Origin of the sequence: Aquimarina sp. AD10 (assembly GCF_003443715.1) — a bacterium.
GTDB classification, from domain to species: domain Bacteria; phylum Bacteroidota; class Bacteroidia; order Flavobacteriales; family Flavobacteriaceae; genus Aquimarina; species Aquimarina aggregata.
On record NZ_CP031965.1, the window covers coordinates 3,137,390 to 3,163,941 of the forward strand.

Below are 26,552 nucleotides of genomic sequence, written 5' to 3' on the forward strand. Positions count from 1 at the left end.
AAAATTTATTAATATTAGTAAACCAGCACAAATAATGAAGCATACTAAAGTAATAGAAGTATTAAAAAGTGATAAGCTATTACAGCCTGTAACCATAAAAGGATGGGTTCGTTCTTTTCGTAATGATCGTTTTATTGCCGTAAATGACGGATCGACTATTAATAACATTCAATGTGTTGTCGAAGATGACACTATCGATTCTAAAACTCAGGAAAGAATAAATATTGGTGCAGCTCTTACTATAACAGGAACTTTAGTAGAAAGTCAAGGAAAAGGACAACGTGTAGAAATACAAGTAACAGCTATAGAAATAGAAGGTGATGCAGATCCAGAAGAATTAAAACTAACTATTCTTTCACCTAAACGTCATAGTTTAGAAAAATTGAGAGAACAAGCACATTTAAGAGTGCGTACAAACACTTTTGGTGCGATTATGCGTTTGCGTTCTAAATTATCGTTTGCTATTCATGAATACTTTCAAAAAAACGATTTTTACTATGTACATACTCCAGTAGTGACAAAAAGTGATGCAGAAGGTGCCGGTGAGGCTTTTAAAGTTACTAATTTGGATCTAAATGATATTCCGAAAGATGAACAAGGAGAAGTAGATTACAGTAAAGATTTCTTTGGAGGAGAGACTAATCTTACCGTTTCTGGGCAATTAGAAGCTGAGACTTATGCTATGGGCTTAGGTCAAGTATATACGTTTGGTCCTACTTTTAGAGCAGAAAACTCTAATACTTCACGCCATTTAGCAGAATTTTGGATGGTTGAACCCGAGGTAGCTTTTTGTGATCTTGATGGCAATATGGATCTTGCAGAAGACTTTATAAAATATGTTATCCAATATGCTTTGGACAATTGTCAGGATGATTTAGAATTTCTTGAAAATCGTCTTGTTCAAGAAGATAAACAAAAGCCTCAAGCAGAACGTGCAGAAATGTTATTACGCGATAAATTAAAGTTTGTATTAGAAAATAACTTTAAACGCGTTAGCTATACTGAAGCAATCGAAATTCTTCAGAACTCTAAACCGAATAAAAAGAAAAAATTTAAATTTCCTATAGAAGGATGGGGAGCAGATTTACAAAGTGAACATGAAAGGTTTTTGGTCGAAAAACATTTTAAATGTCCGGTAATTTTGTTTGATTATCCCGCAGATATCAAATCTTTTTACATGCGCTTAAATGAAGATGGAAAAACTGTACGAGCGATGGATATTCTTTTCCCTGGCATAGGTGAAATCGTAGGTGGTTCTCAAAGAGAAGAGCGCTTAGATGTCCTGAAAGAGAAGATGGCTGCACTGCATATCCCTGAAGAGGATCTTTGGTGGTATCTTGATACACGTCGTTTTGGAACATGTGTACATAGTGGTTTTGGCTTAGGGTTTGAACGTTTAGTCTTATTTGTGACTGGCATGAGTAATATTCGAGATGTAATTCCTTATCCTAGAACACCGCTTAACGCTGAGTTTTAATTTATTCAATAAAAAAAAGAGCTAAATCATATGATTTAGCTCTTTTTGTATAGCTCCAATCTACTAAAAAAGGGTATACTAATGTATTTTATAAAAAAGAATTTATCGCCAATTCTATAATTAATAATTACATTCCTAAATTAATTTGATCTATTCTTTTTTCTATTCTTTTTTCTTGTTCTTCATTAAAAGATTGTCTTAAATCTTTATTTAAAGTAGTACTCATAATATTTGTAATTTCATCATCGTGAAAAAGACCTAGAGCATGACCTATTTCATGTGGGCTTGTTGAATTAAATATGTTTGTATCCGTTAGCAAAACTCTTTGGTTTCTACCCATCCCTGCAACACCAATAATGTTAGATCTTTTAATAATGTAAATATTCAATTTTCCCTTTTCATATGAATCCTGAGATTGCATAAAAAATGTACTCGCCTCAGAACCTACATTATCTCTTAAATCATAAAGTTCTTCATTTGCCAAAACCTTTGATTCATTTAATTCTAAACCTATACCAAGTCTATGAAAGTAATATCCATTTAAATAGTTCATAAATTCTTGCTCATTAAAATTATATGACCTTTTAGCATCTCCTTCATTTTCAACATATATAATATTTACTTTTACAGTTCTCTCTGGGTTTTCTACAAATATTTTGTCCATATAAACTGGTTCAAAATCGTCTCCGTTACTACAAGATAGAGAAAGAAAAATTGTGGCGATAAATAGTAATTTTTTCATGACAAACTTTATTTATTTATTAAAAACATTTTACTAAAAAATGTCTATTTCACTTTGTTAACATTTTTATTTTCAAGTATTTAACAAGTTTTTCGTTGAGAAAATTGAGCAAAAGTTATCCTATGTCAAAAAGAAATTCTTTTTGATAAATTTTAAAATACTCTAGCTTGTTAAATGAATTATTTGATTTGTTTTTGAAATTTTGCTGACCTATTAAGTAACAAGCAACATCTCATTGTGTAGTGAATTTTAATAAAAGCCCTTATTAAGTATCATTCATAAAATAGAAATGAAGAACTGGTCTTTTTTTCGGAAGTAAAAAATTGAATCGATTTCGTCATTTTTATTTTTAGATTTTATAACGCTTCTCTTTTAGAAGGTTATAGATTAAAAAAGAGTTTATTTCTTTTTTAAAATTTGTTAAACATTCTTCTGGGGATTTTTGAAGACTATTTGACATTTTGACGAATCTAATTTGGTAATGAACTTGTGATAAACATTGGTTATCAACTCATTGTAAAATTAATAACTGTTTCACTATATCCGTATACGGTTAAACCGTAATATAGTTATGCGAAACCCAAATGACCTTGTTTTTCACCGATAAACAGTGGCTTTAAACGGAAATGTTAAAGTTTTAAAGTATCAAAAAAGAAAGAATAAACTTACAAAATAAGAAGAATTGATACTGATTACCAATACTTTTACATTACAATAAGGGGGGTATTTCCCCCTAACCAACCAAAATAATTTTCAGAATTTGATCACAATTACTCGTTTTTTTCATCAAAAAAACAACAAAATAATACTTTGCTCAAAAAAATGATCACATAATCATCTGCAATACAAAACTTTACTATAGACAAATTAATTGTACTGAAAAAAAAGTAGCAGTAAATAAGTTTTAATTATGATGCTTTTTAAGAAGAATTTCTGAAATCAGTTTTTTAACAATCATTTTATGTGTATCCGATTGATGATACTTATTTTTTGCCTTTTTTATTTTATCATGATGGGGCATCTTTCCAGTTTCTGTAAGTACTTTTAAGGTTTCTTCAAAAAAATTGTTTAAAATCGGAATCACAAAACGACTAGACTCATTTTTATTTTTAAGATGAATAAATTTCTTTGTGTACGCGAGAAAAAGTTGTGGATATCTTGAAAAAGTCTGTAATGCTTCACAAAAACTCTGATAAACTTCTTCCCTATCTAAATTGTTTCTGAACTTTAATTTAGACTGGTCGAGTTGTTTTATGGTGTATAATAAGAGACTTTCTTTAATAAAAGTACTATAGTTGTTCTTAGCGTAGTAATACACTTCCATCCCTATATTGGTGTTAACCACTACAACCTCATTACCTATATTTTCTTTCAAAAAAGATTCAAAAATAGCAACCATAGATGAAGACATCAAAAGACGATTATTGCCTTTTAATGATCTGACATTTACAGATCTTATATCTTCTATACTATAATCGTATTTCATTAACTAAGACTAAACTAAGATTAAATAAATTCAGAAAAATCAATACCTTGATTCTTTGCATGCATCGCTGCCGTATATCCCTTATTATCCTGAGCATCTATATCAGCTCCATTTTCTATTAATAATTTAATGATTTCCTTTTGACCAAAAGTAGCTGCATAAATTAATGCTGTAGCATCATTAAAGTTTTTCTGATTTACATCAGCTCCTTTATCTATTAATAATTTAGCGATATCATAATATCCTTTAAAACACACTCCCATTAAAGCCGTATTTCCAGAACTATCCTTAGCATTTATATTCGTAGTATGTTCTAATATCACTTGAGTAATCTCTTGAAAACCGTAATACGAAGCTAATAGTAAAGGTGTAGAACCACGAGAATCTTTTACATTTACGATTTCAGCGTTTGCAGTTAAAATTTCTCTTACACTATCTAATTTCTCGGATCGAATAGCATTAAATATATCTTCCATGTATTGTATTAAGGTAAATTAGTATAACAAATCATTGTTCTTTATTTCAAAATATCAAAAAGAATAACGATCAGGCTCTAAATTAACAGAAAATTATCGCATTTCTTAATATTCTCTTACTCATCATCAATTACAGAACAAAGGCGTTAGTTATGCTCAGTCTTTTTTTTTAGAATATAATCATAAAGATAATTTTTTCTTACTATGAAATCAATAAGTTAAATTGATTGTTCAAATTTCACAATAAGAAAAAATTATTTACTCCATTAACTTTCGTATTCATTCTTAAATATAGAAATAAGATCACTTTTATCTAAAACCATATTTTAAAATCAAAATAACTATCTTAATGTATCGTTTTTAAAATAATACCATTTTACAAACTTACTCTTTAACACCTAAAATTAATTATGAAAACACAAGAACACTTTTTACTCAAAAAAAACAAAAAAACTATTCTAAAGTCTTTTGTTTTAGCCTTGCTTTTTATTTCTACTCAGTCCATTTTTTCTCAATCCATTGTTCAAAAAAATGGTCGACTTAGAGTTTCTGGAAATAAAGTAGTTAACAAGAATAACGATCCAATAAGTTTAGCTGGCAACAGTTTATTTTGGAGTAATTTTGGTGAAGGAGCCAAATTTTATAACGCTGCTACAGTTAATCATCTAGCTAAAGATTGGAATGCTAGTATCGTTAGAGCTTCTATGGGAATTGAAGAACCTGGAGGTTACATCTCTAATCCAAATCGAGAAAAAAACAAAGTAAAAGCCGTTGTAGATGCTGCTATCGCAAATGGAGTTTATGTTATCATCGACTGGCATTCTCATAATGCAGAACAATATCAACAACAAGCAATTTCATTTTTTACAGAAATGGCAGAATTATATGGTACTAATGATCATGTTATATACGAAGTATACAATGAGCCTATAGCACAATCCTGGCAAACTGTAAAATCTTATTCTGAAGCTGTTATTGATGCCATAAGAGCCAAAGATCCTGATAATTTAATTATAGTAGGCTCTCCGCAATGGTCACAAAAAGTGGTTGAAGCCTCAAACAATCCTATTCAAAAAAGTAATATAGCTTATACATTACATTTTTATTCGGGGACTCATAAACAATTTTTAAGAGATGAGGCTACTCGTGCTATGAATAATGGTATTGCCATATTTGTTACAGAATGGGGCGCGGTAAATGCTAACGGAGATGGAGCGGCAGATAGACAAGAAACTCAAAAATGGTTAGACTTTATGAAAACAAATGGTATTAGTCACGCCAACTGGTCTGTAAGTGACAAAGCAGAGGGAGCCTCTGTAGTTGCCAGCGGCGCTGGAGTTTCTGGACTTACCAGTAACAATCTTACAACAACAGGTATCTACATTAAGGATATTATCAAAAATTGGAATGGACCTATTGTAAATCCACCTGTCGAAGAATGTAAAGGAAATGGCGTTTCTATTAATAATATTATAGAAGCCGAGAGTTTTTGCGAACAAAAAGGAACACAAATTGAAGCGACAACAGATACAGGCGGAGGTAGTAACATTGGCTATATTGATAATGGAGATTATTTAAGGTACAGAGTGAATATTCCTTCAAGTGGGGATTATGATATAAAATATAGAGTTGCAAGTATTAAAAACACAGGTAAATTACAATTCAAACTTGGTAACTCTGCATTAAAAACATCTAATATTCCTTTAACCAGTGGATGGCAAATTTGGGAAACAATATCAACAACAGTATCTCTTACATCAGGTTCTAAAACAATAGAACTATATGCTTTATCCGGAGCGTTTAATATTAATTGGTTTCAAATAACTCCATCAAATTCAAATCCTCCAGATCCAGATGGTAATGATTGTAAATACCAAACTCCGATTTCAACACCACTAGCCTCTACAGGCAATAGTTCGTATTCTAATATACATGTATTAGGAACTGGTGGCCCTAACCTGAGTAATGTTACTAATTTTACTATCAACTGGGATTTATCTAATAATGGATTATACCAACTTTCTATGAATACTAATAATGGGACTCCTAATTGGTGGAACGACCTTTTGGCTAATGCTACCCAAAGTTTTAATACAGCTATGCCTGCTATTAGTTTAAACGGAACAGGTTTTACAAATCTTGACGGTGATTATTGGGTTACAAAAGATGGCGATAACTTTGTTATGGTTTCAAAAACCAAAGGATTCACTCTTTACTATAGCAATTCAAGTACTCCCCCAAATTGTGGAACCGCAAAAAGCGGCCTAGAGAACTCTGAAAATGTAACGTTAAGAGCATATCCAATTCCTACAACAAGAAATTTAAATATCTCAGGGTTGCAAGAAAAAGCGCATATTAACATAGTTGATATTTCAGGTAAGACAATATTACAAACAATACTAGATTCTGAAAACAATGCTATAGACGTATCAAAACTTCCTAATGGAACTTATTTTGTAGAAGTCAAAGGAAGAAAAACTCGAAAATCTATGCAATTTATAAAAACAAATAAATAAGCTTTAACAGTACAGAGTAAGAAATGGTAATTCTAAAAAAGGGTTGATTAACATCAACCCTTTTTCTCTATCCTAACTGTTCTTTCATTTTTTGAAGTTGTTGCTCGATAAGCAGTAATTTGTCTTCTACTTGGTCTCCAAATTCTGGTATTCTTTTACAAAAGACATATCGAACCCTCCATAATTCTTTAATATCTGAAAGTGCAAAACGCTCATCATCAATATTTTTATGATCCGCTCTCAATACAACCTCATCTTTTGTTATATATAATCTTCTAAAAATCAATTTATTTTCTACTACAACAAATACCAAAGTACCATTATTAAGTTTTTTAATAATTGAAGAAGGAACTTTTTCTCCTACTACAATATCTTTAGGATAAAACCCTTTATCATGTGAAGTCATTTCTAAATTACTAACTGTATATGCGCGAAATTTCTTGGTTGCATTTAGTGGTAATTGTAATGTTGGAAGTTCATTAACAAACCCTTCTTTATCATAAAAAGCAATATAATCATTCGCTGTTGCGTCTGTTATACAAGGAATTACAGCAAATTGCTCTCGTTTAAGATCTTCTGCATAGGTTGTCAGGTCTCCTTTAAACTTTAAAAGCTGATTTACAGTTAACTCACTAGTTAGTAATTCATCTATTTTTATGCTAAAATGATTAGCAATTTTAATAATTGTTTCGATTTTAGGTTCACTTCTACCCTCTTCATAGGCACCTAACGTACCTCTCTTAAGCTCAAACAACTCTGCAAATGCTTGTTGACTTAAACCTTTTACTCCTCTAATTTTTTTGATATTTTTTCCAAAAAAAGACATTTTTGCTAATTTTATTTGCAATTATAAAAAATAATTGTACATTTACACTAACAATATTAGCTATTATTTGATTAAAAAGCTAATTTTAGTAGAATTACTTCTAAATTTAATACCCAAAATAAAGAAGTGAGGGACGTTTTACTAAAAATTTTAGCACACAACCAATTACTAATTTTAATTTTTATACCCATGATCACTTTTATATATTATTTGGCACATTTAGCCATAAATATTGCAGAAAAGTTATTCGACTTTTTGTAATATTGATTTACAGTCAGATACTTGAAATTTTTTTACTAATAATCCAACAAAAACAACCATCTTATGCAAGATCATTTTCAACTCGTGAAAGATTATTTACTTGAACTTAAGTACACTATCACTCATGAGAATAAAGGGGAAGGAATCATCATGATTAGCAAAGAAAATGAAGGGATTAAAAATATGATTATAGGAGTAGCTCCTCCAATTTTAATTATGGAACAACATATTTTTAATATCAAAAACAAAAACGAAGTTGTCTATCGAAATTTACTTCAAAAAAACAGAGATATCGTTCATGGAGCATTTGTACTTGACGAAACTGGTGAAAAAGTAATTTTTAGAGACACATTACAAGTCGAACATCTGGACCTTAATGAAGTCGAAGGATCATTAAATTCTTTAGGATTGCTATTAAGTGAATATTCAGATCAAATTATAAATTATTCAAAATATTAAACTATGAACTTTTTTAAAAGACTATTTAAAATAGGTGAAGCTGAAGCACATTCTGCAATTGATAAAATGGAAGATCCCATTAAAATGACAGAACAAGGCATTAGAGATATGAAAACTGATCTTGAAAAAAGCTTAGAAGCACTAGCTCAAGTTAAAGCTTTAGCAATTAGAGCCAAAAATGATACCGAAGAATATGCTAACAAAGCAGAAGACTATCAGCAAAAGGCTATGTTAATTCTTAAAAAAGCTCAAAACGGAGACCTAGACAGTACTGAAGCAGATCGATTAGCAAAAGAAGCTTTAATTAAGAAAGAAGAGTCTAGTCAACATGAAACTCGAAGCAAAACAGAAGCTGAGAAATTTAATACTTCTGTTGAACAACTAGAAAAAAATGTTCAAGAAATAAAGCAAAATATTAGCAAATGGGAAAATGAACTTAAAACACTAAAGGCACGTGTAAAAGTTTCTGCTGCTACCAAAAATGTAAATAAGCAAATGGCAGAAATAGATAGCTCAAGCACAGTATCTATGTTAGAACGAATGAAAGACAAAGTAAGTCAAGAGGAAGCTCTTGCTGAAGCTTATGGCGATATTGCTAACACTTCGAAATCAATAGATGAAGAATTAGATAAGGCTATTGATGTTACTAAAGCCAATGCCGATGATAATTTAGCTAAGCTCAAAGAGCAATTAGGCATGAACGACAAAAAGTCGTAATACATATTTTAATTCTAAAAAATTAAAGTCATGATCATTTCAACAACAGATATAATTCCAGGTCAAGAAACTGTAGCCATTTTAGGAATCGCAAGAGGTAGCACCGTACGAGCCAGAAATATAGGAAGAGATGTTTTTGCCGGTCTTAAAAATATTGTAGGTGGTGAAATCGAAGAATATACCAAGCTGCAAGCACAATCCAGAGAGCAAGCAATGCAAAGAATGACAAACGATGCAAAAAAATTAGGTGCAGATGCGGTAATAAATGTTAGACTCACGACATCAATGGTTATGCAAGGTGCTTCAGAGATTTTAGCATATGGTACTGCTGTCAAATTAAAATGATATAAATCATGCCAACTATAGCAATACTGATACAAGGTTTAATTTGGCTAGGAATATTTATAACACTAGTCTATTTGATCGTAAGAAGAATCAAAATTAAAGGAACTGAAGACTTTGAAGACAGAGATAACTAGATAATTACTAACTAAACAACTTATTACATTGAAAGAACTCTATGACATCGCGATATCAATGGTCAATCTTCCTTTGACACTCCTGTTCGGATTATTGATCTTATATTGGTTATTAACTACCTTAACTGGTATTGATCTTGATTTTTTTGATGCCGATATCGATGTAGATGTAGACGTGGATGCCGATGTAGATATGGATACCGATTTTGATGCCAGAGGAAATCTGGATATTCATGATGTTTCAAATACAGAGGTTAAAAAAGAGGATATTATACGCCGTAGAGGTAAATTAAACTTCTTTCAGATATTCTTGATTTATTTCAATTTTGTTGGACTCCCCTTCATGTTCACTTTTACTTTTTTTGTACTATTCTGGTGGGCTATTACAATGGCAGGGACATCTATAACACATAGTTATGCCAATGACTTTGGGTTTACTTTTTTCTTTGGAGGCATTATCCCGGCGCTATTCTTAACCAAGATATTTACAACTCCGTTTAAAAGGTTTTTTACCAATTTTAATAATAAAGGAGAAAGTGCTTTAGAATTATTAGGAAGACAAGGTGTATTACAAAGCCCACTTTCTGGTGAAAAAATTTCAACATTAGAAATAAAAATACAATCCGATCCAATAAAAGTGATGGTGCAATCAAAAAACGGAATGGAAATTCCGGCAAATACCCAGGTTGAAATTGTGAACCAAGTAAAAAACAAACAACTATATATCGTTCAACCGTCAAATTATTAAAATTGCAACCAATACACTTTTAAAAATTAACTAGTATAATGAAACTATTCTTAAACTCAAGACACTTATAGATGTTATCCCATTTTACAAAAAAATAACACAAGAAAAAGTATCTTATAGAAACATCATTGATCATTACACAATTCATGATATACTAGTAATACTAATAAAAATATAATCATCGAACTTTATCAATTAAAACATTGAATACAATTAAATAACACTAATAATATCATTTAACAACTAAAATAATTTTTATGAGCAACATAGGTAATTTAGCTATCATCGTGGTAGTAGCATTAGTACTGCTAATTGTACTATATTTTATAATCATCGCCATATTCTACAGAAAGATTCCGCAAGGAGAATCACTTGTACGTACTGGGTTTGGGGGAACTGCGGTAGCTTTTGATAAAGGGCTATATGTTATTCCGGTACTACACAAAGTAGAAATCATGGATATTTCTATAAAAAAGATCGAGATCGAACGTACAGGAGTAAATGGGTTAATCTGTAAAGATAATATCCGAGCAGATATCAAAGTAGCTTTCTTTGTTAGAGTAAATAAATCTGTAGAAGATATTATAAATGTAGCACAAACCATTGGTTGTAATCGTGCGTCAGAAATCGATACACTACGTAGTTTATTTGATGCTAAATTCTCTGAAGCATTAAAAACAGTTGGTAAAAAATTCGAATTTGTAGAATTGTATGAAGCACGACGTGAGTTTAGAGACGAAATTATAAATATTATTGGTACAGATCTTAATGGATACATCCTTGATGACTGTGCTATCGATGATTTAGAACAAACATCATTAAGTGTTCTTAAACCAGATAATATTTTAGATTCTGAAGGGATCAAAAAAATTACCGAATTAACTGCTGCTCAAAATATAAAATCTAATCTTATTAAACGAGATGAAGAAAAGGTTATTCGTAAACAAGATGTTGAAGCTCGTGAAGCCATACTGGAGTTAGATAAACAACTAGCAGAAAAAGAAGAGCAACAAAAACGTGAAATTTCTAATATTAAATCTCGTGAAGAAGCCGAAATTCTAAAAGTTTCAGAAGAAGAACGTTTAAAATCTGAAACAGCACGTATTGCAACACAAGAAAAAGTGAAAGTTGCAGAAGAAAACATGGAACGCCAAATCATTGTTGCTGCCAAAAACAAACAACGTACTGATGCTGTAGAAACAGAAAGAGTAGAAAAAGACAGAATGCTTGAAGCTACAGAACGCGAACGTATCGTTACACTTGCTCAGATCGAAAAAGAAAAAGTAGTAGAGGTAGAAAAGAAAAATATACAAGATGTAATCCGCGATCGTGTAATGCTAGAAAAAGGTGTGGTAGAAGAGCAAGAAAACATGAAAGACATCCAGGCATTTAAAACTGCAGATCGTGATAAACAAGTAAAAATAACAGTTGCAGAAGCTAATGCTCAAGAAGCATTAATTGCAACTATTAAGGCTGCCGAAGCTCAAAAAGAAGCTGCTAAGCAAAAAGCAGAAGAAATTAATATTGAAGCACAGGCACAAAAAGAAGCTAGTGAAAAAGAAGCCGAAGCACGTAAAACACTTGCTGAAGCACAAGCTAAAGAAGAAGCAACTATAGGAATGTCTGAAGCACAAGTGATGCATGCCAAAGCTGATGCCCATGAACGTGAAGGTCTTGTAGAGGCTACCATCATTGAAAAGAAAGCAAAAGCCGAGGCAGCAGGTATACTTGCCAAAGCTGAAGCTGTAAAAGAAGAAGGTTTAGCAGAAGCAGAAGTAATCAAAGAAAAAGCACTTGCCGATGCTGCCGGAATCGAAGAAAAAGCTGAAGCTATGAAGAAACTTGACGGTGTTGGTAAAGAACATGAAGAGTTCAAACTTCGTCTAGACAAAGAATTACAAGTTGATCTAGCACATATTAATATCCAGAAAGAAATAGCTGATGCGCAAGCAGAAGTAATTGGAGAAGCACTTAAAGCCGCAAATATTGATATCGTAGGTGGTGAAACTATGTTCTTTGATCAAATAGTAGGTCAAATTACCAAGGCTAAAGGTATCGATAGATTAGTTAATCATTCTGATAACATCCAAGATGTTAAAGATGCTATTTTAGGAAGCGATGATGTGAAAGGAAATCTTTTAGAAAAAATCAAAGAATTCGCTACCAAATACGGAATCTCATCAGAAGATATTAAGAATCTAACGGTTGCTAACCTGTTGATAGAATTAAAACAGAAAACTACAGATCCTTCAGAAAACAATCTATTTAGTAACCTGTTAAATCTAGCCAAAGGTTTAGGTCTTTCAGACAGAAAACTTTAGTACAAGAATCTCCTCTCCTGTAAAAAGGAGAGGACTACTATACTATCGGACACTAACTATATCTGAAATTAAAACATTGCATGTATACCATCACAATAATATTTTTAAACCCATAAAAGTCAATCCCTGAAGGTCAAGAACTCTCTGTGGGGTAGCGAGGAATTGACTAGATGGGATTTGTTTAACTTTTAATACGTTTAATTATGGGAATTGCAGCTATGATAACTTCGATTAAATTTAATGATCGAAGAAACAAAAGAGAAGTTTTTAGTCGTGTAAACGGAAATACAAACACTGAAAACCTCGGAATCAAATTAGTGCCTGTTTCTGAAGAGACATTGCAAGAAATCAGAAACAAACTAAAGAAGCAAAGATTAGCAGTTTTTAAAAAGCAATTACTAGTCTCTGGGATTTTGATTATTGTAATTACGACTATCATAATATATATAGCATAGTTATGGGAGGGTATGGTCATAATTTAAGCAATCTTCTTAAAAACAGTAGAAGAAAAGAACGAAAAGCCTATGATGGATGGACAGAAAGTGATGAAGAAAGCCATGGCATAAAAGTAGAGTCAGTTTCTGAAGAGAAGTTACAAGAAATCAGAGATAAACTTAAGAAACAACGCCAATCACTTTTTAGAAAGCGGTTAATTGGTTTTTGTATCGTTATAATTTCGATTATTGGAGCTATAATTTATGCATCCATTTAAAAAATATAAAATATGAATAAAAAACTTATAGGGGTAATCGGCTTATTATTAGTATGTATTTGCGTGCTAACATACAATACATATACGAAAAAAGAGAACCTGATAAAAAACGGCGTAAGTACATCGGCTATCATTGAAAAAATTTCAACGAATAGAATTGACAATGATTTCTCCCCTACCGTAGAAAATATTCATATTAAATACAAATACGAAGTAGACACTAAAGAGTTTATAAAAATGCAAGAGATTTCAAGACATGAACACGATTTGTATTTTTCTAAAACTGGAAAAATAGGGGACTCTATTAAAATCATGTATGATGCAGAAAAACCTTCAAATTCGAGGATTGAAAAGATCAAATAGTAACTTTTAATTGTCAAACTAAACTTGTTAACACTCTTGAGTAAACGAATGAAAATTCGATTTAAAAAACTATGGAAGAAACCAACAAAGAAAAAGATATACAACTAGACGGAGGTACTTATGAGATTATCCAGAATCGTCTACAAAAACAAAAAGGTAAACTTCAAAACCGTCTTACACAACTTAATGATGCTCGAAAAGAAGTTTTTGGTAGTGTAGAAACCAAACTCATTGCTAATAACCGAATCAATACAGAAAACAATTGTATTGCACGAGATATTGTTACCATAGACGAATACTGTCTTTTTGGATATAATGTACATTTTGGACTTCGAACCGAAATAACACTAGCAGATGTATTTAGTATTTACACCTATAGTAATGATCATTTTGTAGCCAAATCATTAGATTTAATTCATGATCCTATATTTATAGATGACTTCACAAATCTATATAAATACTACCGAAATACGATATTTTCAAAATTTGCTATAGTGGGGAATTACCTGCATATGGTATTTCAACTAAGTGAAAGTGTCTCTGATATCAAAACCTTTAAGTGGTTAATTAATGATGGTAAATTAACCTATGTTGACAACCGTAGTGAGCATGAATTCAAATTTCCAAAACAACACGAGTTTAATTGGACAGAAGTTACACGAGATATGCATCGGTATGGTGCGCATCCACATATTTCAATTCTTGACAAGGTATTTGTAGAAACTATAGGTGGCGATCTAACTATCAAAATAGAAGACAATACCGATGAAGGAAAAGGAATTCTTGACGAACCTGTAGAACATATAGATCAAACTCTTGACGATGGACAATATCGCTTTGCAAACTTAGGCAATCTAATCATATTAGAGATCAAGCCTTTTCAAGAAGCACCACGTTACTTTGTCTACAATCATAAAATACAAGAAGTTAAAAAAATTGATTGTATAAAAGACGCTTGTGTATTACTTCCAGATGATCAAGGTATTATTTATCCAAATGGATATTACCTGCAATCAGGAGGTTTTAAGCTTTTTACAAATGAAGTATCGGATGTAAAGTTCCAAGAAAAAATTATCTCTCCAAACGGAGAAGATTTCCTCTATGTCTTTTATGAAAGTGAAAAAGGGTTATACACTCTTATGTCATATAATGTTATCGAACAAGAAGTAAAAACACCTATTATCTGTAATGGTTTTACAATTTTACAACATGGAGAATTATGCTATTTTAAAACTGAAGATGATCAAACACGCCATCATGTAATACAAATTTGGCAAACGCCATTTATGAAGGGAGATGTATTGCCATCAGAACATACAGATACATTACTATACAAAATTGGTAATAAAGACATTGTAAAAGCAATGGCAGAATGCCATGCACTTATCACTTTACTCAACAAAGAAGATAGTTATGATGGGTTATATGATGATATTGCAAAATTTTCGAGTGATATTACCGATAGTTATTATTGGATTCGTGAAGAAGATACGCATAGATTAGATATTCCTTTAGAAGAAATTAACGGAGCTGCAAATGCCGCTATAGATGAATTCGAAAAAGTAGTTCAACTTCGTAAAACTGCTTCTAATATAACAAAAGAAACCAAAGACAAAGCTGATACCATTTTTAACAAAATCAAAAGTAGTTCTTTTAAATCTATAGATGATTTTGTGCACGTATTATCGCAATTACGAACCTTACGTGGTGAGGTGATTGGTCTTAATGACATACGCTATGTTGATCAAACATTTATCAACGATATAGAAACAGAAATTGCCTCGCAAACTGAAAAAATATCACAACGTTGTGTTCAATTTTTACTAGATGACAAAGCACTTCTGCCCTACCACTCCCGTATCGATGAAAAGCAATCACAATTAGACGGTATTAAAAAGGTTATAAACGCCAAAAAATTAGAAGAAGAAGTAAATCAAATCGCTACAGATTTAGAAATGTTAATCGATATTGTTTCTAATTTACAAATCGAAGACACTTCACATTCTACTAAAATAATCGATAATATTTCTCTGATTTTTGCTACGATAAATCAGTTAAAAGCAGGAATCAAAAATAAAATTAAATCTTTAGGAAGTAAAGAAGCCACCGCAGAATTCGCCGCCCAATTAAAATTGGTGGATCAAAGTATTATTAATTATTTAGATATTGCTAGTACTCCAGAAAAAACAGATGAATTATTAAACAAAGTTTCTGTACAGTTAGAAGATTTAGAAGGGCGATTTGCAGATTTTGAGGAATTCATTACCCAAATTATTGAAAAACGCGAAGAGGTTTATAATGCTTTTGAAGCGCGAAAAAACAGCTTAATCGAAGCGCGAAATAAAAAGGCTGTTGCGTTAGAAACTGCTGCAAATCGAATTTTAAAAGGAGTAACTAAGAAAGCTTTAGGTTTTTCTTCGGTCGTTGATATTAACGGCTATTTTGCTTCTGACCTTATGATCAATAAGCTCAGAGATATTATAGTACAATTACAAGAGTTAGATGATGCTGGTAAAGCAGAAACTATAGAAACCGCCATAAAAGTTGCAAAAGAAGACGCTACGCGTAAGCTTAAAGACAAACAAGACCTATATGAAGATGGTGAAAATATTATTAAACTGGGTAAACATAAATTTGGCGTAAACAAACAGCCATTAGATTTAACCATTGTTTATAAAGATAACGCACTAGCTTATCATCTAACAGGAACGGATTTTTATCAAGAAATTAAAAACGAGACCTTACTAAAATCCAAAAAATACTGGGATCAAGAGTTAATTTCTGAAAATCAAGATGTATATCGATCCGCATATCTTGCTTATAAAATATTTAGCGCTTCTCAAGCCGAGCTTGTTGAAGCACAGGCCATCGCATTAGACAAAAAAGATTTCGACAAGCTAAGTCTGAAAACAATGAGCGAGGAGCAACTTTTAGAACTTATAAAAACTGAAAGCAGCAAAAACTATACAGAGGGCTATGTAAAGGGAGTACATGATGTAGATGCTGCTAAGATTTTAAAAGTACTAATTACTAAAAGTAATGACTTAGGCGTATTACATTTTACCCCAAAAACCAGAGCATTTGCACAATACTTTTGGCATGGACTTACACCAGAAACACAAGCGTATTGGAACCAAAACATTAAGGCTTCGGGTCAAGTATTAGAAGTATTTCCTGATAGTCAAGAACATCAAAATGTTATTTCAAAATTAACTCAAGAAGTTATTTCTTTTTCTGAAAGTAAAAAGCTGTTCGATACTACCTCAAGCAACGCAATCGCTGCATATTTGTTTACCGAACTGCAAAGCGACCAAAGTTTTTGTATTAGTCAAATTGCGAATGAACTACATGATGCTTTTGTAAGTGAATTAAAAAAGAAAAAAGTTTTTACAAAATTAAAAACAGCTTTACAATTAGATGCTAAACCCAATTTTAATGGAGATTCCAGACAGAACGACCAGATAAATTTAGCATTACAATGGGTAAGTTCTTTCTTAAAAACCATGCACCCTAAACAAATTGCATATGCACATGAGATAGTTTGTGTTTTACTATTCAAAAATGAATCAACTTCAGAGATTATTCATGTTAACCCATTACAAAACATAGATGGATTAAAAGGTAGTCATGAGACCATTAATGAAGGCGTTTTTGAATTTGATTATCATAATTTCATTACTACATTAGAATCTTTTGCACAAATCGAAGTTCCTGCATTTGAAGCCTATCGAGAAGCAAAACATACGGTAACAGAAGAGCTTAAAGAAGACCTAAAACTCAATGAATTTGAACCCAAAGTACTCTCCTCTTTCGTGAGAAATAAATTAATCGATCAAGTATATCTTCCTTTATTTGGAGATAACTTATCCAAACAGTTAGGAAGTTTAGGGGATAATAAACGTACCGATCGTATGGGTATGTTATTACTAATATCACCTCCAGGCTATGGTAAAACAACTTTGATGGAGTATATGGCAAATCGTCTAGGGTTAGTCTTTATGAAAATAAATGGCCCAGCGATAGGACATGAAGTTACCTCTGTAGATCCAATGGCGGCAAATAATGCTGCTGCAAGAGAAGAATTAAAAAAGCTTAACCTTGCTTTTGAAATGGGTAATAATGTAATGTTATACCTTGATGATATACAACACTGTAATCCAGAGTTTTTACAAAAATTCATTTCTCTTGCTGATGGTACTCGAAAAATTGAAGGAATATACAATGGCAATCCAAAGACATATGACCTAAGAAGTAAACGTTTTTGTGTAATTATGGCCGGGAACCCATATACAGAAAGTGGTGAGAAATTCCAGATTCCTGATATGTTAGCCAATCGTGCCGACATCTATAACTTGGGAGATATTATTGGTGATACCGCAGATTTATTTAAGTTAAGTTTAATTGAAAATGCTATGACTTCAAATCCAGTATTACATCAATTAAGCAATACTTATTTTGAAGACATCTACTCTTTGATTGAAATTGTTGAAACAGGAACACAAGAAGGTATCGAGCTTAAAGGAAATCATACCAAACAAGAAATACAGGATTACTTGGCAGTACTTAAAAAGGTCATTATTATACGTAACACTGTTTTAAAAGTAAACGAGACCTATATAAAATCCGCCGCCATGGAAGATGCATATCGTATAGAACCTTCTTTCAAATTACAAGGGTCTTATAGAGATATGAGTAAGCTGGTAGCAAAAGTGGTTCCGATTATGAATGAAAAAGAATTACAAACCTTGCTCCTATCCCATTATGAAAATGAATCTCAAACGTTAACCAGTGCAGCAGAAGCTAATCTACTTAAATATAAAGAAATGACTAAAACCATTTCTGAAGATGAAGTTAACCGCTGGGAAGTTATCAAAGAGACTTTTGTAAAAAATAACAAGTTAAAAGGCTTTGGAAACAAAAATGAAATGGCACAAGTACTTGCACAAATGATGCAGTTTAGCGATCATCTACAAGGCATTCAAGAGGTGTTGAAAAAAGGGTTAAACAATTAATTTAGTACGATGTATTAACATATAATTTTAGAACAATTTGAAATAAAAATAATGAATAATAAAACAAGGTTTTTAGTTTCATTTCTAATAATTATTGTAAATCGTTCATTAGGTAGTTTTTTTACGTCTATTGATGTCTTATTATCTCCAGTAGCACTAATAAGTATAGCAATATTATTTAGAGATAACGAACAGAACTCTATTCTGAAAAGTGGAATTTTAACATTCTTGCTGTCTGTTCACAATTACAATATAGCACCCCAATTTCTAGTCATTGATTACGAGGATGTATCTCAATGGATATATGTATTACCGTATTTGAGCATAATTCTTGCTTATTTTATTTTTATCAAAGGAACTCTAAAAAATAACCATGAGACTAAAAATGGTAAAATAGTGTCAATCATACTTTTTCCTATTCTCTTAATTTGGTTTCATTTACTACCATATATGGACTTTGAAGACAACAGAATAGAAGACCCATACGAGAAGGTAAGAACAGGAAAAACTAGATAATAAAAAACATTATAATTTATATACTTTACATTATCCTTAGAAATTAAATTAATTTTTGTATTTTTACATAAGCACTTATATAAACACTTATGAAAGATCAATTACAACATTACGGAACATTAGGATTGGGATCTCGATTTAAGCGATTAAGTGAATTTATGATGAAAGAAATTCAGATAGTATACCAATCTTGTAATATTGATTTTGACCCATATCTTTTTCCTATTTTCAAAGTAATTATTGATCAGAAACTTGTTACAACTACCGATATCCAAGAACAACTACAATACACTCAACCTGCCATAACGCAGGCACTTAAAAAATTAATGGATAAAAAACTGGTAGGATACAAAACAGACACTACAGACAAACGAAAAAAACATTTTAAACTTACGAATAAAGGAAAAAAAATACATCAGGAAATGATCCCACTTTGGAAAGTAATTGATGAACAAATAAAATGGCTTACAGAGGGGAGCGCAATAAGTCTTTTACATCATTTAACACATCTTGAAAGTCAATTACGTAAAAAATCTTTAAGTGAAAGAATTCTTGAGAATTATAACAAACTATCCATATGAATACAATTAAAAACGCATCGATCATACCATTTGATTCAAAATATGCCAAAGATTTTGCAGCTCTTAATGTAGCATGGCTAGAAAAATATTTTGTGGTTGAACCTTTAGATGTTGAATTATTAGAAAATTGTCAGGAAACTATTATTAATACAGGTGGATATATCTTCTTTGCCAAGGTAGACAACGAAATTGCAGGAACATTTTCGTTGATTAAAGTTGAAGAAGATATGTATGAACTTGGAAAAATGGCTGTATCTCCTAAGTTTCAAGGACATAAAATTGGCCAACAATTATTACAATTTTGCATCGATTTTTCAAAGGATCAACAATGGAAAAAACTCATACTATATTCAAATAGAATTCTGGAAAACGCAATTCACATTTATAAGAAGTATGGATTTAAGGAGATTGAGATTGAAAAAAACCCTATGTATAAGCGAAGTAATATTAAAATGATGTTGATCTTATAGTAATCTGCTCTATCTAACTAAAGACAGAGCAGATCAAGCAATTGTTAATTTCCCCTTTTTAACTACTTAAAAGTTATTTAGAAATGCTATAGTTTTGCCCGTAGTTATTATCCCAATATTGCTGCCCATTTACCTTATAAACTACTGCATACTCAATATCATCTACTTCTTCGTTAATTGTTACCGATCCAGTCCATCTTTCAACATTAAACGGATTAGGGCTTGTAAGCACATAGTCATAACTATTATACCAATACTTTGTATACGCAAGAGAAAAATACCGTTCTGTCTCCCATCCATCAGTAGTATAAACCACTTGGACTTCTTTTGTTGGAGATATATTTCTAACATCTGCAACAATATTAAGTGTTGTAGTAACACCATCAAAGGATGTATATAGTCTATCAAAATCACTATCAACGCTTACATTTAAATCTGGCTCTGCAAAAAAACTTCCTATTTGCTTCTCTTCTATCTTATAGTTATTATTATTGTTATTATCCCAATACGTAGTGTTATTTACATCATATTTTACTACAAATTCATCCTCATAAATTTTACCTGGTGTATATGCATAATATCGATATTGACCCTCCCATATTTCATCTCCGTTATCTAAACTCATGCTATATGACAATGGAATTTCTTCCCAATTACCACCTACTTTTTCATGATAAATACTTACCGATTTATCATAATTAAGATTTGCAACTTTTACAGTAAATTTTCTAGTCCATGTATTAAATCCTCGATAGAAACTATACGAATTCCAAGCCTTTACCAATTGCACAGGGCTACTATTTTTGAGGTTTGCACTTTTTTCAAGGGACAAACCATTTTGATTTGGTATAGCATCATCCTCTGTAGAACATGATAAAGCGAATAGGGTTATTATTAAATAAAAATACTTTTTCATTGTTTTTAGGTTTTGTTTGATTTTGTTGTTATTTGTTTACTACTAATTTTTTCGAAAAATTTAGTGATCAATAAAAGCTTTGTTATGAAAATACAGGCACAGGTAATAATCATGCAATTTTGGGTATTGCATTTAACAATTATTTCACAAAAAACGTTTTCGAAGAACATGAAGTTTAATCAAAATATAAAGTGTAAAAATTGGAATTAATAACACCTAAAAATTACTCTTCAATTTTTGTCAAAATGACTTTAGACAACGAAAATTTTAGCTCATTTTAAACGAAAATTAGCGTTAATATTTTCACAACGAATTCACTCTTATACGCTTTTAGTAAACATTCATGAAAACAGTTTCATGTTTTTTCGTAGATCATTTTAACATTTATAGTCCATATTTCATTAATCAAAAAAAACACATTACATTACCACGTACTTTTAAAATATTTACTGCAGAATTCATAGTCAAAAAGCAATAAACACCTGTATAAAGACAACTTATCAAGGAATAATCTCACAATTAACAAATAAGAATAAATTGTACTTTTGGGCCTACGTATAACACTTACTATTTAAGTGGGATACCTATTAATCCACTTTTTTGAGTATTCTTAAAACCTAATTCGAAGACTCTTACATTGGACATATTAACACATAAATCTTAAGTAATCGTCATGAAAACACCAACTCACCTAAGCAAATATATTGCGCTATTAACAGTTTTAATCATTAGTATTTTCTTTTTTCATTCATGCCAACAAGACTCTACTATAGATGTTTTTCAGGAAGAAGAATACATAAAAAAAATAGAAGCATACGAGGCTAAAATTGCAGCTTTAGAAGAAAAATTAGGGCAGGAAAAATCAAATAGAAGAAGGCCCAGTAATATTATTGATTTTAGAAAGGCTCAGCAAATTTATAAAGCTTATGATAATAGAGCCGACCTAATAAGTGAAGCCGTTGGACCAGTAAACGACATAAATAATTCTGCTCGTGGTGCTGCTCGATTTGAACCAACCAGATCTTTGTTTTATGAAATTTCTGAATTACGTAAGTATTTAGCATATATAGATGATTTATCAAAAAAAGCAGATATAAAACCAACAGGACTTCGTTTCTATTTTGCTTTATACCCCAGAGATCACGTATCTTCTAGCGGAAGTAACGAAAACGCGAGACGTCAAACCATTTTTATAGCACCAACCACAGAAAGAAAATATGAAGATCGGATTGTACAAATGGGATACACTCTTGACAATAATTTCAAAGTCGTATTTTTAAATAAAGATAGTGGATTTAGTCATCTAAGAAGAAATAGAAATAAAAGTACAACTAGTTATTTTGGAAAAACAAGCGGACATGACAAATACAGTCTTATTGCAAATGAAATGCAAGGCACTCCTCCTTTTCACTAATTAACAAATATTTGACTATGCCGGTAGAATATTTGAAGTTTTTAATAAAAACTTCATTAATCATTCAGTTTATAACATTAGTGTTTAGTACTATATATTTTAATAAAATAAAAAGAATTCCTGTTCTTAAATATTTTACACCTTTAGTATGGTATATTTTTTTTAATGAACTTCTCGGGCTTTTTATACGATTATACATATCCGATTATAACGCTATCATTTATAATATATACTACTGTCTCAGTTTTAGTTATTTCTTCATTCTATATAGAAAAAACATCACTAAAAAATGGTCGAAATCGTTAGTTTTTATATTCTTATGTATGTATTTATTAATATTCATTATTAATGGTTTTTTTGAGAACTATTTGATCCAATCACAAATAATTCCTTACATTTTAGCTGCGTTATTTTTAGTAACAACGATAGCCTTATATTTTATCGATATCATAAATTCGAATACGGTACTACATGTAAAAAGTAGTCTATTATTCTGGATTAGCGTAGGGTTATTACTATACTATATTAGCAATTTGCCCTTTAGGATTATACGAAATTACTATACAGAACTAGCCGATTCATCGACTATGATTTTAGTTGGTTTTATATCTACGGTAGTAATGAACACGTGTTTTTGTATAGGATACGTACTTCAAGATAATGTTTCTTCGTCTAAGTAATCGTAAAACCAAAACCTACTTTCTCAAAAAGCAAGCTTACTTAAAAGCATAACAGCAACAGTCAATTCCCTTTTTTAAACAGGGGGATTTACCCCCTTTTTTGGAATTTTACCACCTTATCAACTCTTCAAAAACTCCTTATAAACAAGGGTTTACCAGTAAAAACCTCGCATAAGACTTGTGATTATTTTTTCTAATTATAGAATATTGGTATTTTTAATTCAAATAAACCTAATGATTCGAGTAAGAAAAAATAATCACCATCACCTTTTTCGAAGCTTGAATTTGATTAAAAAATATAATTTACTAATAAACAAATCACATCTAATATCTTAAACATCTTTAGAAATGGAACGAAAAACTAACTTTATAGGATACCCCATTGTTATCATCCTTACTGCATTGATAACATATTTTTGCTTAAAAAAGACCGGCTCTGATCCCACAAATCCTCCGGTAGTGCCAACTCCTGATGAAATAATCACATTGCAAGATGCCTTTCAACTCTATGAAACCTACTCAAAAAATCGTGCTTGCATCATCGATGCCTATGAAGGCAGAGTAGATAGCACATTAAATACACTTTGTACGTCTGACAGACCCCGTGATCTAGGTTTTGTTCCTTCTCGATCTTTTGAATTAGAGAAAGATTTTCTTGAACAATATCTGGCCTATATCGATTATGTAACTGGAGATTCTATACCAATTACGGGGTATCGCATATTCCTTGGCAATTATCCTAACAAGGATAAACTAATTAGTGGAAGACCTATCCCAGACCCTAGAAGAAATACAATATTTATTGCCCCTACAACTTTTCAAAATGGATCGAGTCGAGCATTCACTTTCACTAAAGATCAAAACAATGATGGAAAACCTGACTTATTATTTTTACAAGACACCTTTGAAAAAGGAATTGGCAACCAAAACCATGCGAAAGCAAAAGCAAATACAGCTAGTTTTTTCTCATTCAGCACCATGTATGATGATGAGTTTAGTACAATAGCGAATGAAGTAGGAGGGCATCCACCAAAAAATTAATTAACAAAATGAACTATCTACTTGAACTACAAGAGTTTGTGATAATATTTCAAATTATTACTGCAATTATTGGTTCTATATTTTTTTTCAAATACAAAAACGCAACATTAAAATATTTTTTAATAGTATTGTGGTATATCGCAATTAATGATTTTACTGGTTTTATTTTAAAAAGTCAATTCAACATTGACAGCGTTACTATCCTTTATAACATTTATTATCTTATAGTATTTAATTATTATATGTCTTTGTTCCGGCATTATGTATCAAAAGTTAATCATAAAAAGTGCATTTTAGTTCTTAGTATTCTTTATACATTTTCATTTTTTATAAATGCTTTCAATGAAAACTATTTTATAGAAGTTTCAACTGCACCTTATATAATTGGAGCAAGTTTTGTAATTATAAGTATTGTATTTTATTATATTGATATCTTAAATTCCGAAAAAGTACTTTATGTAAACAAGAACTTACTTTTTTGGATAAGCATAGGCGTATTAATTTATTTTGGGGGTAATATTCCTTTTAGGATTGTGAGAAATTATAACGGCGGACTTGTAGATGCGTCTATTCAGTTTTTAGTTCTTTGTATTCTATCAATTGTAATGAATCTTTGTTTTATCTTTGGATTTATATGGAGCAGCAAGAGACAGCAATATTAGTAGCAAGCATTGTTCTTGTCTTGATTATTATTTTGTTAATTACGCTTTTTGCAATTTTTCAAAAACGAAAGAACAGCCTACTCCTAGAACAAAAAGAAGCAAAGAAAAAGTTTGAAACCGCAATTATAGAAACCCAAGTAGAAATACGCGAAGAAACCTTGCGTAACATTAGCTGGGAACTACATGATAATATTGGCCAACTACTTACGTTGGCCAAAATACAAGTAAACATTGCCCAAGACGATCCTAGTAAATTAGAAGAGGTTACAGAAACTATTACAAAAAGTCTTACAGAGTTAAGATCTTTATCTAAATTGATCAACCCAGATGCCATTAAGAGTCTTAACCTAACAGAAGCTGTTACTCTCGAGATTGAACGCTTTAATCGGATGCAATTTATTAAAGCTACTATACAAAGCAATGAAGAAATAAAAGAATTAGACGATAAAGTAGAAATTATCATTTTTAGAATATTACAAGAATTTTTTGCTAATACCATAAAACATTCTAAGGCCTCGAATCTTAATGTAGACTTAAACTATCAAAATGATAAACTTATAATCCATGCAAAAGATGACGGTATTGGTTTTAACGATAAAAACTCTAGTCTTAAAAAAGGCATTGGTCTCTCAAATATCCAAAGTAGAGGAAAACTAATAGGCGCAGATATTCAATTAGATTCGGAAAAAGGAAAAGGAACCGAAATGACCCTTGTATACTATTATAAGAAAAACTTAAGCTTATTAGAGGATGATGTCGATTATGATTAATTTTGTAATCGGATACAAGAATAAATAAAAACGTATAGAGATAGTAAGATTCGTAAAAGCAACATTGATGAATTATGAATAACGATTTTGCATTTCCTCTTGACTATTAACAATAATAAATTCAAACAGATGAAATATTCAGTAGTAATCGTAGAAGATCATATTTTACTGTCTCAGGCATTGTCAGGGTTAGTTAATGGATTTGATAAGTTCAAAATATTATATATCTGTAAAAACGGAAAAGAACTTATTACTCGCTTTAAAGATCCCAAAAACATTCCAGATATTGTTCTTATGGACATTAACATGCCTATTATGAATGGTATAGAAACCACTGCTGCTCTTAAGGAAGAATATCCGCAGGTAAAGGTATTAGCATTATCAGTAGAAGAAGATGAAAACACTATTCTAAAAATGCTAAGAGCTGGTGCAAAAGGATACTTACTAAAAGACACTGAAAAAAGTATTTTAGAAAGTGCTTTATTGCAAGTTCAAGAAACTGGCTTTTATCACACCAAAGATGTTACTAATTTATTATTAGGTTCGTTAAACCCTAAAGAAGAAAATAAGGCAGTTTTAAAAGAACGAGAAGTTGAATTTATTAAACATGCTTGTACAGAAAAAACATATAAAGAAATTGCAAGTGACATGTGTTTGAGCCCTAAAACGATTGAGGGATACCGAGATTCTATTTTTGAAAAATTAAATTTAAAAAATAGAACTGGCTTAGTGATTTATGCTATTAAAAGTAAAATTTTCACACCATAGGAACCTCTGTCAAAAACTTAAATATCAGTAGTTTACCCAAAAGCATATTTGGTTATTTTTTAAAATCATCCTTCTACAAACCAAAATCTTATACTGCCTTCGCTTTATTTTAAGATTTTTTTAAATCTAAAAAAGTTAT

At 31.1% G+C, this 26,552-nt stretch carries 25 protein-coding genes; 20 read left to right on the forward strand and 5 right to left on the reverse strand.

The features are described 5' to 3' along the window. The first annotated feature begins 34 nt into the window (after nt 1-34). Nucleotides 35-1,477 (forward strand): asparagine--tRNA ligase, encoded by a 1,443-nt coding sequence (gene asnS / locus D1816_RS13105; protein ID WP_118503374.1) that lies wholly within the window; start codon nt 35-37, stop codon nt 1,475-1,477. 127 nt (nt 1,478-1,604) lie between these two features. Here the strand turns inward: asnS and D1816_RS13110 are convergent, their stop codons facing one another. From D1816_RS13110 to D1816_RS13120, 3 genes are all read right to left on the reverse strand, one after another. Continuing rightward, complete coding sequence (locus tag D1816_RS13110; protein WP_066317445.1) at nt 1,605-2,219, reverse strand: hypothetical protein; 615 nt, start codon at nt 2,217-2,219, stop codon at nt 1,605-1,607. A 904-nt stretch (nt 2,220-3,123) separates the two neighbouring features. After that, complete coding sequence (locus D1816_RS13115) at nt 3,124-3,705, reverse strand: hypothetical protein (RefSeq protein WP_066317451.1); 582 nt, start codon at nt 3,703-3,705, stop codon at nt 3,124-3,126. A gap of 20 nt (nt 3,706-3,725) precedes the next feature. Further along, nucleotides 3,726-4,181 (reverse strand): ankyrin repeat domain-containing protein, encoded by a 456-nt coding sequence (locus D1816_RS13120; RefSeq protein WP_066317453.1) that lies wholly within the window; start codon nt 4,179-4,181, stop codon nt 3,726-3,728. Between the two features lie 410 nt (nt 4,182-4,591). Between D1816_RS13120 and D1816_RS13125 the strand changes: the two genes are divergently transcribed. Then, nucleotides 4,592-6,697: a cellulase family glycosylhydrolase gene (locus D1816_RS13125; protein ID WP_118503376.1), complete on the forward strand. Its 2,106-nt coding sequence runs from the start codon at nt 4,592-4,594 to the stop codon at nt 6,695-6,697. A 67-nt stretch (nt 6,698-6,764) separates the two neighbouring features. Here D1816_RS13125 and D1816_RS13130 read toward each other — a convergent pair whose 3' ends face one another. Next, nucleotides 6,765-7,523 carry a helix-turn-helix domain-containing protein gene (locus D1816_RS13130; protein WP_066317457.1) on the reverse strand — a complete coding sequence of 253 codons (759 nt, stop codon included), beginning with the start codon at nt 7,521-7,523 and terminating at the stop codon, nt 6,765-6,767. A gap of 324 nt (nt 7,524-7,847) precedes the next feature. Between D1816_RS13130 and D1816_RS13135 the strand changes: the two genes are divergently transcribed. The 13 genes from D1816_RS13135 to D1816_RS13190 all read left to right on the forward strand — a co-directional run bounded on the left by D1816_RS13135 (nt 7,848) and on the right by D1816_RS13190 (nt 20,162). Next, a complete protein-coding gene (locus tag D1816_RS13135; RefSeq protein ID WP_066317459.1) occupies nt 7,848-8,243 on the forward strand; it encodes a molecular chaperone Tir in 396 nt (131 codons plus the stop codon). Between the two features lie 3 nt (nt 8,244-8,246). Continuing rightward, on the forward strand, nt 8,247-8,960 hold the full coding sequence (locus tag D1816_RS13140; RefSeq protein ID WP_066317463.1) for a PspA/IM30 family protein: 714 nt from the start codon (nt 8,247-8,249) through the stop codon (nt 8,958-8,960). A gap of 30 nt (nt 8,961-8,990) precedes the next feature. After that, on the forward strand, nt 8,991-9,305 hold the full coding sequence (locus D1816_RS13145) for a YbjQ family protein (protein WP_066317466.1): 315 nt from the start codon (nt 8,991-8,993) through the stop codon (nt 9,303-9,305). Between the two features lie 8 nt (nt 9,306-9,313). Continuing rightward, entirely contained in the window at nt 9,314-9,439 is a 126-nt protein-coding gene (locus D1816_RS26210; protein ID WP_255420472.1) for a hypothetical protein, read from the forward strand. Nucleotides 9,440-9,467: 28 nt separating this feature from the next. Next, a complete protein-coding gene (locus D1816_RS13150) occupies nt 9,468-10,187 on the forward strand; it encodes a hypothetical protein (protein WP_066317468.1) in 720 nt (239 codons plus the stop codon). A gap of 257 nt (nt 10,188-10,444) precedes the next feature. Continuing rightward, nucleotides 10,445-12,508, forward strand: a complete 2,064-nt coding sequence (locus D1816_RS13155; RefSeq protein ID WP_066317473.1) for a flotillin family protein — start codon at nt 10,445-10,447, stop codon at nt 12,506-12,508. A gap of 203 nt (nt 12,509-12,711) precedes the next feature. After that, complete coding sequence (locus tag D1816_RS13160) at nt 12,712-12,963, forward strand: hypothetical protein (protein ID WP_118503380.1); 252 nt, start codon at nt 12,712-12,714, stop codon at nt 12,961-12,963. 2 nt (nt 12,964-12,965) lie between these two features. Then, nucleotides 12,966-13,220 (forward strand): hypothetical protein, encoded by a 255-nt coding sequence (locus D1816_RS13165; protein ID WP_118503382.1) that lies wholly within the window; start codon nt 12,966-12,968, stop codon nt 13,218-13,220. 12 nt (nt 13,221-13,232) lie between these two features. Continuing rightward, complete coding sequence (locus D1816_RS13170) at nt 13,233-13,583, forward strand: DUF3592 domain-containing protein (protein ID WP_066317480.1); 351 nt, start codon at nt 13,233-13,235, stop codon at nt 13,581-13,583. A 71-nt stretch (nt 13,584-13,654) separates the two neighbouring features. Beyond that, a complete protein-coding gene (locus tag D1816_RS13175; RefSeq protein ID WP_118503384.1) occupies nt 13,655-18,595 on the forward strand; it encodes a DNA repair ATPase in 4,941 nt (1,646 codons plus the stop codon). Nucleotides 18,596-18,646: 51 nt separating this feature from the next. Next, entirely contained in the window at nt 18,647-19,111 is a 465-nt protein-coding gene (locus D1816_RS13180) for a hypothetical protein (RefSeq protein WP_118503386.1), read from the forward strand. An 89-nt stretch (nt 19,112-19,200) separates the two neighbouring features. Next, nucleotides 19,201-19,692 (forward strand): MarR family winged helix-turn-helix transcriptional regulator, encoded by a 492-nt coding sequence (locus tag D1816_RS13185; protein WP_066317487.1) that lies wholly within the window; start codon nt 19,201-19,203, stop codon nt 19,690-19,692. Beyond that, nucleotides 19,689-20,162, forward strand: coding sequence for a GNAT family N-acetyltransferase (locus D1816_RS13190; RefSeq protein ID WP_066317490.1), 474 nt, complete (start codon nt 19,689-19,691; stop codon nt 20,160-20,162). The genes D1816_RS13185 and D1816_RS13190 overlap by 4 nt, the downstream gene beginning before the upstream one ends. A 73-nt stretch (nt 20,163-20,235) precedes the next feature. On the opposite strand, the gene D1816_RS13195 is transcribed toward D1816_RS13190, so the two are convergent. Next, nucleotides 20,236-21,078 carry a carbohydrate-binding protein gene (locus tag D1816_RS13195; protein ID WP_118503388.1) on the reverse strand — a complete coding sequence of 281 codons (843 nt, stop codon included), beginning with the start codon at nt 21,076-21,078 and terminating at the stop codon, nt 20,236-20,238. 673 nt (nt 21,079-21,751) lie between these two features. Between D1816_RS13195 and D1816_RS13200 the strand changes: the two genes are divergently transcribed. The 5 genes from D1816_RS13200 to D1816_RS13220 all read left to right on the forward strand — a co-directional run bounded on the left by D1816_RS13200 (nt 21,752) and on the right by D1816_RS13220 (nt 26,413). Then, nucleotides 21,752-22,492 (forward strand): hypothetical protein, encoded by a 741-nt coding sequence (locus D1816_RS13200; RefSeq protein ID WP_118503389.1) that lies wholly within the window; start codon nt 21,752-21,754, stop codon nt 22,490-22,492. A 323-nt stretch (nt 22,493-22,815) separates the two neighbouring features. Continuing rightward, nucleotides 22,816-23,172, forward strand: coding sequence for a hypothetical protein (locus tag D1816_RS25650; RefSeq protein ID WP_147405016.1), 357 nt, complete (start codon nt 22,816-22,818; stop codon nt 23,170-23,172). 348 nt (nt 23,173-23,520) lie between these two features. Beyond that, nucleotides 23,521-24,213, forward strand: coding sequence for a hypothetical protein (locus D1816_RS13205; protein ID WP_118503391.1), 693 nt, complete (start codon nt 23,521-23,523; stop codon nt 24,211-24,213). A gap of 634 nt (nt 24,214-24,847) precedes the next feature. After that, nucleotides 24,848-25,645, forward strand: coding sequence for a sensor histidine kinase (locus tag D1816_RS13215; RefSeq protein ID WP_118503395.1), 798 nt, complete (start codon nt 24,848-24,850; stop codon nt 25,643-25,645). 129 nt (nt 25,646-25,774) lie between these two features. Then, nucleotides 25,775-26,413 carry a response regulator transcription factor gene (locus D1816_RS13220; RefSeq protein ID WP_066317507.1) on the forward strand — a complete coding sequence of 213 codons (639 nt, stop codon included), beginning with the start codon at nt 25,775-25,777 and terminating at the stop codon, nt 26,411-26,413. Nucleotides 26,414-26,552 lie beyond the last annotated feature (139 nt).

Bases quoted from the DNA above. Each gene is read 5' to 3' on its own strand.
- asnS (WP_118503374.1), top strand. From the start codon at position 35: ATGAAGCATACTAAAGTAATAGAAGTATTAAAAAGTGATAAGCTATTA.
- D1816_RS13110 (WP_066317445.1), bottom strand. From the start codon at position 2,219: ATGAAAAAATTACTATTTATCGCCACAATTTTTCTTTCTCTATCTTGT.
- D1816_RS13115 (WP_066317451.1), bottom strand. From the start codon at position 3,705: ATGAAATACGATTATAGTATAGAAGATATAAGATCTGTAAATGTCAGA.
- D1816_RS13120 (WP_066317453.1), bottom strand. From the start codon at position 4,181: ATGGAAGATATATTTAATGCTATTCGATCCGAGAAATTAGATAGTGTA.
- D1816_RS13125 (WP_118503376.1), top strand. From the start codon at position 4,592: ATGAAAACACAAGAACACTTTTTACTCAAAAAAAACAAAAAAACTATT.
- D1816_RS13130 (WP_066317457.1), bottom strand. From the start codon at position 7,523: ATGTCTTTTTTTGGAAAAAATATCAAAAAAATTAGAGGAGTAAAAGGT.
- D1816_RS13135 (WP_066317459.1), top strand. From the start codon at position 7,848: ATGCAAGATCATTTTCAACTCGTGAAAGATTATTTACTTGAACTTAAG.
- D1816_RS13140 (WP_066317463.1), top strand. From the start codon at position 8,247: ATGAACTTTTTTAAAAGACTATTTAAAATAGGTGAAGCTGAAGCACAT.
- D1816_RS13145 (WP_066317466.1), top strand. From the start codon at position 8,991: ATGATCATTTCAACAACAGATATAATTCCAGGTCAAGAAACTGTAGCC.
- D1816_RS26210 (WP_255420472.1), top strand. From the start codon at position 9,314: ATGCCAACTATAGCAATACTGATACAAGGTTTAATTTGGCTAGGAATA.
- D1816_RS13155 (WP_066317473.1), top strand. From the start codon at position 10,445: ATGAGCAACATAGGTAATTTAGCTATCATCGTGGTAGTAGCATTAGTA.
- D1816_RS13160 (WP_118503380.1), top strand. From the start codon at position 12,712: ATGGGAATTGCAGCTATGATAACTTCGATTAAATTTAATGATCGAAGA.
- D1816_RS13165 (WP_118503382.1), top strand. From the start codon at position 12,966: ATGGGAGGGTATGGTCATAATTTAAGCAATCTTCTTAAAAACAGTAGA.
- D1816_RS13170 (WP_066317480.1), top strand. From the start codon at position 13,233: ATGAATAAAAAACTTATAGGGGTAATCGGCTTATTATTAGTATGTATT.
- D1816_RS13175 (WP_118503384.1), top strand. From the start codon at position 13,655: ATGGAAGAAACCAACAAAGAAAAAGATATACAACTAGACGGAGGTACT.
- D1816_RS13180 (WP_118503386.1), top strand. From the start codon at position 18,647: ATGAATAATAAAACAAGGTTTTTAGTTTCATTTCTAATAATTATTGTA.
- D1816_RS13185 (WP_066317487.1), top strand. From the start codon at position 19,201: ATGAAAGATCAATTACAACATTACGGAACATTAGGATTGGGATCTCGA.
- D1816_RS13190 (WP_066317490.1), top strand. From the start codon at position 19,689: ATGAATACAATTAAAAACGCATCGATCATACCATTTGATTCAAAATAT.
- D1816_RS13195 (WP_118503388.1), bottom strand. From the start codon at position 21,078: ATGAAAAAGTATTTTTATTTAATAATAACCCTATTCGCTTTATCATGT.
- D1816_RS13200 (WP_118503389.1), top strand. From the start codon at position 21,752: ATGAAAACACCAACTCACCTAAGCAAATATATTGCGCTATTAACAGTT.
- D1816_RS25650 (WP_147405016.1), top strand. From the start codon at position 22,816: ATGTATTTATTAATATTCATTATTAATGGTTTTTTTGAGAACTATTTG.
- D1816_RS13205 (WP_118503391.1), top strand. From the start codon at position 23,521: ATGGAACGAAAAACTAACTTTATAGGATACCCCATTGTTATCATCCTT.
- D1816_RS13215 (WP_118503395.1), top strand. From the start codon at position 24,848: ATGGAGCAGCAAGAGACAGCAATATTAGTAGCAAGCATTGTTCTTGTC.
- D1816_RS13220 (WP_066317507.1), top strand. From the start codon at position 25,775: ATGAAATATTCAGTAGTAATCGTAGAAGATCATATTTTACTGTCTCAG.